Origin of the sequence: Pseudomonas sp. NPDC079086 (genome assembly GCF_044542155.1) — a bacterium.
GTDB lineage: Bacteria > Pseudomonadota > Gammaproteobacteria > Pseudomonadales > Pseudomonadaceae > Aquipseudomonas.
In genome coordinates this window covers 1-11,867 of record NZ_JBITTY010000001.1, presented here as the reverse complement: position 1 = coordinate 11,867, position 11,867 = coordinate 1, and the positions used below count along the sequence as shown (strand labels likewise).

At 59.0% G+C, this 11,867-nt stretch carries 12 protein-coding genes; 5 read left to right on the top strand and 7 right to left on the bottom strand.

Translation table 11 applies throughout. The features are described from left to right. Nucleotides 1-3: 3 nt before the first annotated feature. From ACIGEK_RS00060 to hemJ, 5 genes are all read right to left on the bottom strand, one after another. Nucleotides 4-795: an SDR family NAD(P)-dependent oxidoreductase gene (locus tag ACIGEK_RS00060; RefSeq protein WP_397491382.1), complete on the bottom strand. Its 792-nt coding sequence runs from the start codon at nucleotides 793-795 to the stop codon at nucleotides 4-6. Nucleotides 796-852: 57 nt separating this feature from the next. Further along, nucleotides 853-1,797: a DUF805 domain-containing protein gene (locus tag ACIGEK_RS00055; protein WP_397491381.1), complete on the bottom strand. Its 945-nt coding sequence runs from the start codon at nucleotides 1,795-1,797 to the stop codon at nucleotides 853-855. A gap of 107 nt (nucleotides 1,798-1,904) precedes the next feature. Beyond that, nucleotides 1,905-3,167 (bottom strand): alanine racemase, encoded by a 1,263-nt coding sequence (locus tag ACIGEK_RS00050; protein WP_397491380.1) that lies wholly within the window; start codon nucleotides 3,165-3,167, stop codon nucleotides 1,905-1,907. Continuing rightward, nucleotides 3,164-4,126 (bottom strand): NAD(P)H-dependent flavin oxidoreductase, encoded by a 963-nt coding sequence (locus ACIGEK_RS00045; protein ID WP_397491379.1) that lies wholly within the window; start codon nucleotides 4,124-4,126, stop codon nucleotides 3,164-3,166. Before ACIGEK_RS00045 ends, ACIGEK_RS00050 begins: the two co-directional genes overlap by 4 nt. Nucleotides 4,127-4,147: 21 nt before the next feature. Then, entirely contained in the window at nucleotides 4,148-4,576 is a 429-nt protein-coding gene (gene hemJ, locus ACIGEK_RS00040; RefSeq protein WP_397491378.1) for a protoporphyrinogen oxidase HemJ, read from the bottom strand. 146 nt (nucleotides 4,577-4,722) lie between these two features. Here hemJ and argC point away from each other — a divergent pair, with 146 nt between their 5' ends. The 4 genes from argC (at nucleotide 4,723) to erpA (ending at nucleotide 7,335) form a co-directional block, all read left to right on the top strand. Then, nucleotides 4,723-5,757 (top strand): N-acetyl-gamma-glutamyl-phosphate reductase, encoded by a 1,035-nt coding sequence (gene argC / locus ACIGEK_RS00035; protein WP_397491377.1) that lies wholly within the window; start codon nucleotides 4,723-4,725, stop codon nucleotides 5,755-5,757. A 53-nt stretch (nucleotides 5,758-5,810) separates the two neighbouring features. Continuing rightward, entirely contained in the window at nucleotides 5,811-6,488 is a 678-nt protein-coding gene (locus ACIGEK_RS00030; RefSeq protein ID WP_397491376.1) for a DUF6776 family protein, read from the top strand. 9 nt (nucleotides 6,489-6,497) lie between these two features. Further along, nucleotides 6,498-6,908 (top strand): polymer-forming cytoskeletal protein, encoded by a 411-nt coding sequence (locus ACIGEK_RS00025; protein ID WP_397491375.1) that lies wholly within the window; start codon nucleotides 6,498-6,500, stop codon nucleotides 6,906-6,908. A gap of 76 nt (nucleotides 6,909-6,984) precedes the next feature. After that, nucleotides 6,985-7,335, top strand: coding sequence for an iron-sulfur cluster insertion protein ErpA (erpA, locus tag ACIGEK_RS00020; RefSeq protein WP_339525693.1), 351 nt, complete (start codon nucleotides 6,985-6,987; stop codon nucleotides 7,333-7,335). A 78-nt stretch (nucleotides 7,336-7,413) separates the two neighbouring features. On the opposite strand, the gene ACIGEK_RS00015 is transcribed toward erpA, so the two are convergent. Together ACIGEK_RS00015 and ACIGEK_RS00010 are read right to left on the bottom strand one after the other, a co-directional pair. Continuing rightward, nucleotides 7,414-8,505 (bottom strand): anhydro-N-acetylmuramic acid kinase, encoded by a 1,092-nt coding sequence (locus tag ACIGEK_RS00015; protein ID WP_397491374.1) that lies wholly within the window; start codon nucleotides 8,503-8,505, stop codon nucleotides 7,414-7,416. 3 nt (nucleotides 8,506-8,508) lie between these two features. Further along, a complete protein-coding gene (locus ACIGEK_RS00010) occupies nucleotides 8,509-9,915 on the bottom strand; it encodes a peptidoglycan DD-metalloendopeptidase family protein (protein ID WP_397491373.1) in 1,407 nt (468 codons plus the stop codon). Nucleotides 9,916-10,128: 213 nt separating this feature from the next. On the opposite strand from ACIGEK_RS00010, the gene tyrS reads away from it, so the two are divergent. Further along, complete coding sequence (tyrS, locus tag ACIGEK_RS00005; protein ID WP_397491372.1) at nucleotides 10,129-11,331, top strand: tyrosine--tRNA ligase; 1,203 nt, start codon at nucleotides 10,129-10,131, stop codon at nucleotides 11,329-11,331. The last annotated feature ends 536 nt before the right edge of the window (nucleotides 11,332-11,867 follow it).

Here is an 11,867-nt window from a genome sequence, read left to right as displayed (position 1 = left end):
CGCTTAGATTGGCTTGCCGAACTGGCGATTGAGCCGTGCGCTGATTCGCCGAACCAGCCAGCGCGGTCCCAGTCGAGGGCTGAGGGCGAGCAGGCGGTTGCGCCAGCCAGGAATAATGATCGCGCGGTTTTTTTCCAGCGCCTTGACGGTTATCAAGGCCACTTCCTCGGCGCTCATCATCAGTTTGCTGCCCTGTAGCGCCTCGCTGCTCATGCGTGCCGTGCGGAAAAACGCGCTGCGGGTTGGCCCTGGGCAGAGTACGGAGACTTTAACGCCGTACTCTTTCAGCTCTTCGCGCAGGCCTTCGGATAAGTGCAGCACGTAGGCCTTGCTTGCGTAGTAGTTGCTCATGCCTGGGCCTGGCTGAAAGCCGGCAACCGAGGCGACGTTGAGAATCTGCCCGCTGCCCTGGCCGGCCATGATGGTGCCGATGGCGTGGCAGAGCCGGGCAAGGGCCAGAACATTCAATTCGATCAACTGTTGCTCACGCGCCCAGTCCTGGGCAACGAATGAGCCAGATGTGCCAATTCCAGCGTTGTTAACCAACAGGTCGATACTGCGCTCGCCTTGCTCCAGTTCATGTAGCAGGCCGCTGACCTGCAGCGGCTGGCTGAGGTCGCAGACGCGAAATAGCACGTCCACGGAAAAGCGTTGTGTCAGCTCGCAGGCAATGCTTTCCAGCGCATCGCGCTGGCGCGCCACCAGAATCAGATTGCGGCCACGCCGGGCCAGGGCTTCCGACAGGGCCAGGCCAATGCCGCTAGAGGCTCCAGTGATAAGCGCGTAACGGGTCATAGCGTTCTCCGTGATGGGGCCTTTCGACCCCATGTGCCGCGCAAGGTTGCCAGTGGGTTACAGGCCGGCGTCGGCATAACCCATATAGGCAGGCAGGGCGATGGCCGCAACAATACCGATGACGATCATTGCCACCCAGAGCAGGGCGAGAATCTTCACTGCGCGGCTGTTCGGCGGTGGCGGCGGACCAAAGCGGTTGGCGGCGGTGCTGCCGGGGATGATAAACATCAGCAGGGAGAACACCCCGCCGACAATCGGCACCAGGGTGACCAGCAGCAACCAGCCAGACCAGCCGATGTCATGCAGTCGCTGTACGCCGAACATGATGCCCACCACCGCTACGGCGATACCCACGAGCACCATCAGTAGACCGCCGAGAATCTCCGATGCGGCGAAGAAGCCGCCGGCGATGCCGAACAACGGCAAGCAGGCCAGCATCAGCACCATCGACCAGGCCAGGTAGCGCAAACGACCGATTCTCCCGTCGGTGGTAAAAGCCTTCAGCTCGCCGAACTCCGGCAAGGCTTCTGCCACTGCTGCTTTGGGTGTGGCGTAGGGGGTGGCAGCTGCGCTGACCACTTCAGGCGGGTTTTCCGCAAGCATGGCCTGGCGGGCTATAAATTTCTCGATAACGATGCCGCAGGCCGAACACTCGATAGCTTTGCTTTGCTGGTGGCCGCACTTTGGGCAGGTCATCGGTACGTTGTTTTCGGCTTCGCTGCTTTCCGTACGGTGATCATCGGTTTCCACCAGGCTCAGGCTGGCCGCCAGGTCCTGTTCCTTGCGCACTTTGGCGCCGGCGCTCTGCAAGGCCTTGAGGTACTGGTCGGCTTCGTTTTCGCTGAGGTCACGCTTTATGTCGACATTGCCGCCGTTAAACAGCGCGTTGATCCGGGTCTGGTCGCTTTTGAACAGGCGGGCGAGATTCTCTTTGGCTGTTTCCAGGCTGACGTCGGGCATCAGCTCGCCGTTGAACACAATCTTGAAGCGGGCTTGGGTCATGTCGGCGTCCTTGTCGGTGCCAGAATGGAGTTGCGCTACAGACTAGCCGGCCTGCAGGCCAGTAAACAAGCCGCCTGCGCGCAAATGTGCACGGGCCTAGAGGCGGTTCACGCTCTGTTGGCGGACCAGCTACCGACCAAGCGGCCGTTGCGGAGCAAGTAGAGCTGGTTGAACAACTCGAACAGACCTTCCGAGCGCAGCGGCCGAAGAAACACCCAATCGTCGACCTGTAAGCCTGTGCCGGCTGAGCCGATCAGACGTTCCTGGTTGGCACTGCGGCCATACAGTGAGTCATAGCTGAGCCCGGCTGGAGACACTGGGGTTGCCGGCCATTGCCCGCCATACAGGTAATAAGCCTGCTGGCGATTGCGGTTCCAGCGTTGCAGCAGCTGTTGTGAACTGTCGAGAAACGGCAGCTGCCCAGGCAGAGCCTTGAGCACCGGGCTGGCGATCCACAGGGCCGCTTGTTGGGCGGCCAGCAGATCGCTGTCGAAATCACTGGGTTTGAGCAATGCGGAGCCGACCGCAACTTCATTCAGCGGTGTATCGCGTTTGGTATGCAGGGCATAGGTCAGGCTGCCTGCGCCATTGAGCAGCGGCTGTTGTGGCCACAGTTCGTTGAATGCAGCCGCGCTGGCGATAAACGCCCGGTAACGCGCAGCGCTTTGGGCAAAGGCGCTGGCCTGGTCAGTCCAGAACGGCGTATGGGCGAGGTGGGCGTCATAACCCATGAGGCCGCGCACGTGTAGCTGGTTAGGGGTGTTATCTAGCCAGGTAAATGCGGCGCCGAGTTCGGCGGGTGTAGCAAAGCCGCCACGGGCCAGGCCGATGTCGATTTCAAAGGCAATCTGCAGTGGTTGGTTGAGGGCGTTGGCCAGAGCCGCGTATTCCTGCAGACGGCTCTGGCTATCAATCAGCCAGGTCAGTTGCTCGGCCGGGAAAAAGCCACTGTCTTGTGGCAGTTGCTGGTAGAAACTCAGGGCGGCTGCGCTGGGCAAGGGTTTGCCGAGCAGCAGGTCGGACTGCGGGAAGCTCATCGCCAGCTGATTGATCTGCGGCTGGTGGAAGACCATAAAGCGCTGGGTGCCGAGCTTCTTCGCCAGGTAGTCGAGCATACCGATGGACGCCAGCGATTTGGCTACCAGGCGCAGCGGCAGTCGGCTACCCAGCTGACTAGCCAGCAGCTCGGCGTTTTGATCGAGCCGTTCGAGGTCTACCACCAGCAGCGGCAGCCCGGTGCCTGCGCGCCGCAGCAACTGATTGAGTGCGGCAAAGTAGGGCGCGTGGGGCTGGCCGAGATCGCTCGGGCGCAGCGCCCAGCCGGTCAACAACCCGAGTGCGCCGAGGCCGAGCAGGCTGCGTCGCTTCATCGCGCCCAGCGTTGTTGCAACTGCAGGCTGTGCGTGAGGGCGGCGCGGTATTCGTTGTCGAGTCGGGCGATCAATTGCTCGACGCTGGGCAGGTCGCGGATATTGCCGACGCCCTGGCCAGCCGACCACACGGTTTTCCAAGCCTTGGCTTCTTCATCCATGGGTTTGAGCTTCTCGCCGTAGTTGACCTCGCCTTTATTCTGCAGCTGCTTGAGATCGTAGCCGGCCAGCTCCAGGCTCTGGCGCATAAAACTCGCCGGCACCCCGGAGACCGCTGGGGTGTGAATGATATCGGCGGCTTTGGCGTCGAGGATCATCTGCTTGTAGGCAGCTGAAGCGGCATTTTCCTGGGTGGCGATCAGGCGGGTGCCGAGGTAGGCGAGGTCGGCGCCAAGCAGTTGCGCGGCCAGCACTTCGTGGCCCTGATTAAGGCAGCCGGCGAGCAGCAGGGTTTTATCGAAGAACTGGCGAATTTCGGCGATCAGCGCAAACGGGCTCCAGGTGCCGGCATGCCCCCCAGCGCCTGCAGCGACTGCGATCAAGCCGTCGACGCCGGCTTCGGCGGCTTTTTCGGCATGTCGGCGAGTGGTCACGTCATGGAATACCAGGCCGCCGTAGCTGTGCACCGCATCTACCACTTCCTTCACTGCGCCGAGGCTGGTGATCACGATAGGCACGCGTTGCTCGACGCAGATGGCCAGGTCTGCCTGCAGGCGCGGGTTACTGCCATGTACGATCAGGTTGACCGCATAAGGTGCTGCTGAGCTGTCCAGGCCGGCTTCGATCTCTTGTAGCCAATCCTTGAAGCCACTGCTGTCGCGTTGGTTCAGCGCCGGGAAGCTGCCGACGATGCCGTTGTTACAGCAGGCCAGCACCAGTTGCGGGTTGGACACCAGAAACATCGGCGCCGCGACGATGGGCAGGCGCAGGCGTTGTTCGAGCAGGGCTGGCAGCGACATGCAGTAATCCTCTTGATGTATTTAGAAAGGGCGAACCACGACCAGAATGACAATGCCAAGCAAGGCCAGCACGGGCGCTTCATTAAACCAGCGGTAGAACACATGGCTGCGTTGATTCTCACCCCGGGCAAAGGCCTTGATCTGGGCGCCGCACATAAACTGGTAAACCACCAGTAGCAGCACCAGGCTCAGCTTGGCGTGCATCCAGCCCTGGCTGAAGTAGTAGCTCGGGTTGAGGCTGATCAGCCACAGACCCAGGCCGACGGTGAGAATCAGCGATGGCCACATGATCCCGCGGTACAGCTTGCGCTCCATGATGCAGAAGCGCTCGCGGCTGACCTCGTCGGTGCTCATGGCGTGGTAGACGAACAGGCGCGGCAGGTAGAACAGGCCGGCGAACCAGCAGACCATGGCGATGATGTGCAGGGCCTTGAGCCACAGATAGAGCATTGTTCGACCTCGTTGCAGGAAAGTGCCCCGATAGTAGTGGGCATGACCGCCTCCGTCATCACTGGTGGCGCTCAAGTGTTGGCCCCTGGCCGAAGCGGCCGTATCATCGGCAGCTTTCCACTGCTGGTATTGCAAAGGGGCAAGTGATGATCAAGGTCGGAATCGTCGGCGGCACGGGGTATACCGGTGTCGAGCTGTTGCGTTTGTTGGCGCAACACCCGCAAGCGCAGGTCGAGGTGATTACCTCGCGCTCTGAGGCCGGCATGCGTGTCGACGAGATGTACCCGAACCTGCGTGGTCATTACGACAAGCTGGCCTTCAGTGTGCCGGACGTAGCGACCCTGGGCGCTTGCGATGTGGTGTTTTTCGCCACCCCACATGGTGTGGCTCATGCCCTTGCTGGCGAGCTGCTGGCCGCCGGGACCAAGGTGATCGACCTGTCCGCCGACTTCCGCCTGCAGGATGCTGATGAATGGGCCAAGTGGTACGGCCAGCCGCACGGTGCGCCGGATCTGCTGCCTGAGGCGGTTTACGGCTTGCCGGAAGTCAACCGTGAAGCCATCAAGCAGGCGCGCCTGGTCGCTGTACCTGGTTGCTATCCCACCGCCGCACAGCTGGCGCTAATTCCGCTGCTAGAGGCTGGCCTGGCTGATACCACGCAAGTGATTGCCGACTGCAAGTCCGGGGTTAGCGGTGCGGGGCGTGGTGCCAGCGTTGGCTCGCTGTTCAGTGAAGCCGGTGAAAGCATGAAAGCATACGGGGTTAAAGGTCACCGGCATCTGCCGGAAATTCGCCAGGGCCTGCGCCGGGCTGCCGGTAAGGATGTTGGCCTGACCTTTGTGCCACATCTGACGCCTATGATCCGTGGTATTCACGCCACACTTTACGCCACTGTGGTCGACCGCTCAGTAGATCTGCAGGCGCTGTTCGAGGCGCGTTATGCCAACGAACCTTTCGTCGATGTGATGCCGGCCGGCAGCCATCCGGAAACCCGCAGCGTACGCGGTGCCAACGTTTGCCGGGTCGCCGTGCATCGGCCGCAGGATGGCGACCTGGTGGTGGTGCTGTCGGTAATCGACAACCTGGTCAAAGGTGCGTCAGGCCAGGCGGTGCAGAATATGAACATTCTCTTCGGCCTCGACGAGCGCTTGGGGCTGTCTCATGCGGCCATGTTGCCCTGATGGCGGGCTGGGAGGTTCGTCCAAGCGATCCGGGGCGCACTCGGCGACGGCGCATGCTCGGGCTGCTGCTGGTGCTGTGCATTCCGTTGGCGTTCTATGTCGGCGGCTGGTGGCAGCAGTACATGCAGCCTACCGTGACTGCTGAGCAACCGGCCAAGCCGGTGCGCGATGAGCAGTTGTTGCGCGAGGTCGATGAGTTGCGTCAGCGTGTGGTGGTCTTGAGCAGCGCGGAAAAGGTCAGCCAGCAAGCCAACGAGCAGAGCCGTCTGACCATCAAGCTGCTGGAAGAGCAGATCTACAAACAACAACAGGATCTGGCCTTTTATAAGGGTGTACTAGCGCCTGCCAGCCGTCGTGAAGGTTTGCGCATCAAAACCTTTGAGCTGCAGGCCACGGACAGGCCTGAGCATTTCCGCTACAAGATACTCCTCAGTCGCGTGGGTAAAGGCGAGGCGCCGCTGGAAGGCCAACTGCATGTGTCGATCGCCGGCAAGCAGGGCGACAAGGATGTCACGCTCGAGCTGGAGGCGCTTGGTGCAGGCTTGCCGGATGGCCTGCCTGAACAGCCTATTGCCTTCGCCTTCAAGCACTTTCAGGCTATTCCCGAAGCGGGACGATTTGCCGAGCTAAAGTTGCCTGAAGGGTTTACCCCGCGCGAGATCAAGGTGCGTGCCGAGGTGCAGGGTGAGAAACCTCTGCTGCGCACATTCAAATGGAACAAAGAGGAGTAACTGTTCCTTATGTGGAATAAAGATAAAGCGCGCACTGACGTACAGCGTTTCGCGGGCAAGACCAGCTTGATTGCGGTAGGTGCCGAACTGCATGGCGATTTACGCTTTCAAGGCGCAGTTCAGGTCGATGGCAAGGTCATCGGTAACCTGGTCGCCAGCGAAGGCATGGTGCGCGTCAGTGTGCAAGGCCAGGTTGAAGGTGAGATCCGTGCCCCCCATATAGTGATTGATGGTGAAGTAGTTGGCGATGTACACGCCAGTGGCCATCTTGAGCTGGGCGCGCGGGCGCGAGTGCGCGGCAATTTGTATTACGCCCTGATGGAAATGGCCATGGGCGCACAGATCGAAGGCCGCCTCTGCCGCTTGCAAGACGAGGCGCGGCCGTTGGAGTTGCCAGAAACGCTGGATACCGCACAATAGTTGACCGCTTTTCTCGGGTAAGCGGATAATGCCGATCAGAATGCAGTATGGCGCGTAGCGCCGGGAGTTAATCAGCATGAGCGTCGAAACCTTCACCCCCAGCGCTATGCAATTTACGCAGGGCGCAGCGAACAAGGTGAAGAGCCTGGTCGATGAGGAAGGCAACCCGCGCCTGAAATTGCGCGTGTTTGTAACGGGAGGCGGTTGTTCCGGCTTCCAGTATGGCTTCACCTTCGATGAAGAAGTGGCCGACGATGACACCATTATTGAGCGCGAGGGCGTGAGCCTGGTGGTTGACCCGATGAGCTTCCAGTATCTGGCAGGTGCCGAGGTCGACTATCAGGAAGGTCTGGAAGGTTCGCGATTTGTCATCAACAACCCGAACGCTACTACCACCTGCGGTTGCGGCTCGTCGTTCTCGATCTGATCTGCAGGCTGTTCAAGCGAACGCCGTGCCTTGTGCGCGGCGTTTTCGTTTCTGGGTGCCGCAGATTTGAAAAAGTGGTTAAGCGGGGTAGATCGCGCCGAGCACTCGCAGGCCGCGAGCGCCGGTGACACTTGGCCGGTTGGCGGGAATGCCTTCTAGGCAGCAGTGTGCCAGCCAGGCAAAAGCCATGGCCTCGACCCAATCGGCGGGCACACCATGCGCATCGGTACTGCTCACCTGGCTATTGGGCAGCAACTGCGCAAGGCGGTGCATCAGCGCATGATTATGCGCGCCACCACCGCACACCAGCAGTATCTCGGTGTTCTGCTGAGCGGCTTTGAGCGCTTCGGTAATACTGATGGCAGTCAGTTCCAGCAGAGTTGCCTGCACGTCAGCCGCCGCAAATGTCGGTAGGTGCTGCAGGTGCTTATCCAGCCAGGCAAGGTTGAACAGCTCACGTCCAGTGCTCTTCGGGCCCTGAGTCTGGAAGTAGGGATCGCTCAGCAACGCTTGCAGAAGTAGCGCCTGTACCTGGCCGGTGGTAGCCCACTGACCGCTCTGGTCGTATGTCAGACCTTGGTGGCGTTGAATCCAGGCGTCGAGTAGCACATTGCCAGGGCCACAGTCGAAGCCATGCACTGGTCGCTCGGGCTCAATCAGGCTGAGGTTACTGAAACCGCCGATATTCAGGATGGCGCGAGTGCTGCCCTCGCTTGCAAACAATGCCTGGTGAAACGCCGGAACCAGTGGTGCGCCCTGACCACCCGCCGCAACATCGCGGCGGCGAAAGTCGCTGACGACGCTGATACCTGTCAGTTCAGCGAGTAGGGCCGAGTTGCCGATCTGGATACTGAAGCCGCGAGCAGGCTCATGACGCACAGTCTGACCATGGCTGCCGATGGCGCGAACGCTGTGCGCTGGTATGTCGTGCTGCAACAGCAGCTCATTGATGCCTTGTGCGGCGAGCGCAACCCACTGCTGTTCGGCGATAGCCGCGCGTGCAAGCTCATCCGGGCCGGAGGCACACAGGCTGAGTAAGCTGCTACGCAGTTCGTCTGGCATGGGCAGGTAGCGGGTGCCAAGCAGGCGGGTGCTGTGTTCCTGCTCAATCAGCGCAATGTCCAGCCCGTCCAGGCTGGTGCCGGACATCACGCCAAGATAGAGGGGCATGGTTTAGCGCTGATTGTTGAGGGCGAGCATCGTGGACTTCTCTTTGTCCATTTGTGCCATCAACGGTTTGCTCAACTGCATAAAGCGGGCTTTCTCACTGCTGGCGATAGGATCGGCCATAGGCAGCTTCTGACTCAGTGGGTCAACGTGCACGCCGTTGACCTGGAATTCATAGTGCAGGTGCGGCCCGGTGGACAGGCCGGTGGTGCCGATATAACCGATGATTTGGCCCTGTTTGACGTTGCCGCCACTGCGGATGCCCTTGGCAAAGCCATTCATGTGGGCATACAGGGTACGGTAGCGTTGGCCGTGCTGAATGATTACCGCATTGCCGTAGCCGCCGTGGCGACCGGCCAGGACGATGCGGCCATCACCGGCTGCCTTGATCGGTGTACCGCGTGGTGCGGCGTAATCCACGCCCTTGTGTGCGCGAATCTTGTTGAGCACGGGGTGGCGGCGCCCTGTGGAAAAGCGTGAACTGATGCGGGCGAAATCCACCGGGGTGCGGATAAAGGCTTTGCGCATGCTCTCGCCATTGGCGCTGTAGTAGCTGCTGTTGCCTTGTTTGTTGGTGTAACGCACTGCAGTGTAGGTCTTGCCACGGTTGGTGAAACGCGCCGAAAGGATATTGCCGGTGCCCACCTGTTTACCGTCAACCACTTTCTTTTCATAGATCAGCTCGAACTCATCGCCTTCACGAATATCCATGGCGAAGTCGATGTCGTAGCCAAATACATTGGCCAGATCCATGGTCAGGCTATGCGACAGGCCTGCGCGCTTGGCCGAGAGAAACAGCGAACTCTTGATTACGCCGTGACTATAGGAAGTCTGCACTTCTGGTTTGACCAATTCACGCTTGAAGCTGAAGCTGTTATCACTCTTCGTCAGTGCGATGCTTTCCAGGTCGCTGAGCTTGCTATGCAGGCTTTCGAGCTGGCCATCCGCGCTCAGTTTGAACTCAAGTGCCTGGCCGACCTTCAGGCGAGTCAGCTGTTTAGCTTCTTTGCTGCTATTGAGCACTGTATGCAGAGTGGTAGCGCTCAAGCCGACCTTGGCAAATACCGTGGACAGCGTATCGCCGTTCTCCACGCTAACAATGCGGTGCAATGGATCGGTTTCTGGTGGCGGGGCAACTTGTGCGGCCTGCGACTCATCATTTGTCGATGTATCAGTTACGGCGGTGCTGGCGAACGGCGACTGGCGCGTCAGTGAAGCGGCTGATTCCAGCCCATCCTGCTGCTCGGCGTATTCTGCTCCGTTGTCCAGCTCAAGGTTTAAGTAGGTTTTCTTTGCTTCGACTTCGCGGGAGGGGAATACCAGTAGGGCAAGGCTCAGTAGGGCGGCGACGCCACTGGCCGCCAGAATATGGCTTTTCGGGTACAGGGGCGGCGCTTTAGTTGTAGAGGTCATAGGCTGCTTTTTGACTTTAAAAATGAAAAGAAATAGATAAACGAAATGATGAATATGCAGTAACTGTATAAAATATAACCAAATCGCTAGCTAGGCAACCCCGGTTGTCGCAAGGTGGTCTTAGCGTAGGTGGGTGGTGGGCAGAACTTGTGATTTGTCTGCGATCTTGTATGGTTGGTTCCCTTTCGTTTTTGAGTGGTCGTGAGTCCTGTCATGAAGTCGGTTGAAGAGCAGTTGGCGCTGATCAAGCGTGGTGCGGAAGAGGTTCTGGTTGAGGCCGAGCTGGTTGAAAAGCTCAAGCGTGGCCAGCCACTGCGTATCAAGGCCGGTTTTGATCCGACTGCGCCGGATCTGCACCTCGGGCACACCGTGCTTATCAATAAGCTGCGTCAGTTCCAGGAGTTGGGTCATCAGGTGATTTTCCTGATTGGCGATTTTACTGGGATGATCGGCGATCCCAGCGGTAAGAGCGCAACGCGTCCGCCGCTGACGCGTGAGCAGGTGCTGGAGAACGCGGAGACCTACAAGACCCAGGTATTTAAGATTCTCGATCCGGCGAAAACCGAAGTCGCCTTCAACTCCACTTGGATGGACAAGATGGGCCCGGCTGACTTCATTCGCCTGACCTCGCAGTACACCGTGGCGCGCATGCTCGAGCGTGATGATTTCAGTAAGCGTTATTCGACCAATCAACCGATTGCCATCCACGAGTTCCTCTACCCGTTAGTTCAGGGTTATGACTCGGTCGCGCTGCAGGCGGATGTCGAGTTGGGTGGCACCGATCAGAAATTCAACCTGCTGATGGGGCGCGAGTTGCAGCGCTCCTATGGCCAGGCGTCGCAGTGCATCGTCACCATGCCGTTGCTTGAGGGGCTGGATGGCGTGAAGAAGATGTCCAAGTCATTGGGCAACTATATAGGCATCCAAGAAGCGCCTGGTGTCATGTACAACAAGCTGGTCTCAATGCCGGATGCTTTGATGTGGCGCTACTTCGAGTTGCTCAGCTTCCGCTCCATGGAAGAGATTGGGCAGTTCAAGCGTGATGTCGAGCAGGGTGCCAATCCGCGTGACATCAAGATCAAGCTGGCCGAAGAGATTGTCGCGCGATTCCATGGCGAAGAGGCGGCGCTCAGTGCTCATCGCTCGGCGGGCAACCGTATGAAAGAAGGCGAGCTGCCTGAAGATCTGCCAGAGATCGAGGTGTTGTCTGCGGAGGACATGCCAATAGCCGCGTTGCTGAATAAAGCCGGCTTGGTGAAGAACGCTGCTATGGCGCGTGATCTGCTGGGCTCTGGCAGTGTGCGCGTGGATGGTGAGGTGGTGGATCGCTCCTTTATATATAAGGTGGGGGCGGTGCACGTTTGTCAGGCGGGTAAGAAAGCGTTTGCGCGCATTACGCTTAAGCTCGAGTCATGATGCGTTAGGTGTGGTTGGTTCGACAAAGCCGTTGAAGCGTCAGCTTCAACGGCTTTGTCGTTTCTGCAGGCGACGCGGTTCTGGGGCTGGCGGCCTGGGTGTTGGTGGTTATTGCAACAAAAGCACAACAATCGATTGACCTGCGTTTCATTGTCCCTATAATGCGCAGCTCTTCAGGCGTATGCGGCTCCTTAAACTTCTTATAAAACAAGAGGTTAGATTTAAAAAGGGGTTGCAAAGCAGCGAAAGCTGCGTAGAATGAGCCTCCTCTTCGGGGTGATGTGTTTAGGTCTGAAGGGGGTCGGTCAAGTTGATCGGAGGCGGTAAAAGATGCGGTTGACAGCGGTTTGAAACGCTGTAGAATTCGCCTCCCGCTGACGAGAAGCTAGATGTTGATCGAAGGCGCAAGTGGTTGAGATTGAAAAGAAATTTTCGAAATCACTTGACGGAAGGTGAGGCTGCTGTAGAATGCGCGCCTCGGTTGAGACGAAAGGCTTAACCAACCCGCTCTTTAACAACTGAATCAAGCAATTCGT

What these genes read in the sequence shown, in the direction of transcription:
- ACIGEK_RS00060 (WP_397491382.1), bottom strand. Translation starts at nt 795, where the DNA reads ATGACCCGTTACGCGCTTATCACTGGAGCCTCTAGCGGCATTGGCCTG.
- ACIGEK_RS00055 (WP_397491381.1), bottom strand. Translation starts at nt 1,797, where the DNA reads ATGACCCAAGCCCGCTTCAAGATTGTGTTCAACGGCGAGCTGATGCCC.
- ACIGEK_RS00050 (WP_397491380.1), bottom strand. Translation starts at nt 3,167, where the DNA reads ATGAAGCGACGCAGCCTGCTCGGCCTCGGCGCACTCGGGTTGTTGACC.
- ACIGEK_RS00045 (WP_397491379.1), bottom strand. Translation starts at nt 4,126, where the DNA reads ATGTCGCTGCCAGCCCTGCTCGAACAACGCCTGCGCCTGCCCATCGTC.
- hemJ (WP_397491378.1), bottom strand. Translation starts at nt 4,576, where the DNA reads ATGCTCTATCTGTGGCTCAAGGCCCTGCACATCATCGCCATGGTCTGC.
- argC (WP_397491377.1), top strand. Translation starts at nt 4,723, where the DNA reads ATGATCAAGGTCGGAATCGTCGGCGGCACGGGGTATACCGGTGTCGAG.
- ACIGEK_RS00030 (WP_397491376.1), top strand. Translation starts at nt 5,811, where the DNA reads ATGCTCGGGCTGCTGCTGGTGCTGTGCATTCCGTTGGCGTTCTATGTC.
- ACIGEK_RS00025 (WP_397491375.1), top strand. Translation starts at nt 6,498, where the DNA reads ATGTGGAATAAAGATAAAGCGCGCACTGACGTACAGCGTTTCGCGGGC.
- erpA (WP_339525693.1), top strand. Translation starts at nt 6,985, where the DNA reads ATGAGCGTCGAAACCTTCACCCCCAGCGCTATGCAATTTACGCAGGGC.
- ACIGEK_RS00015 (WP_397491374.1), bottom strand. Translation starts at nt 8,505, where the DNA reads ATGCCCCTCTATCTTGGCGTGATGTCCGGCACCAGCCTGGACGGGCTG.
- ACIGEK_RS00010 (WP_397491373.1), bottom strand. Translation starts at nt 9,915, where the DNA reads ATGACCTCTACAACTAAAGCGCCGCCCCTGTACCCGAAAAGCCATATT.
- tyrS (WP_397491372.1), top strand. Translation starts at nt 10,129, where the DNA reads ATGAAGTCGGTTGAAGAGCAGTTGGCGCTGATCAAGCGTGGTGCGGAA.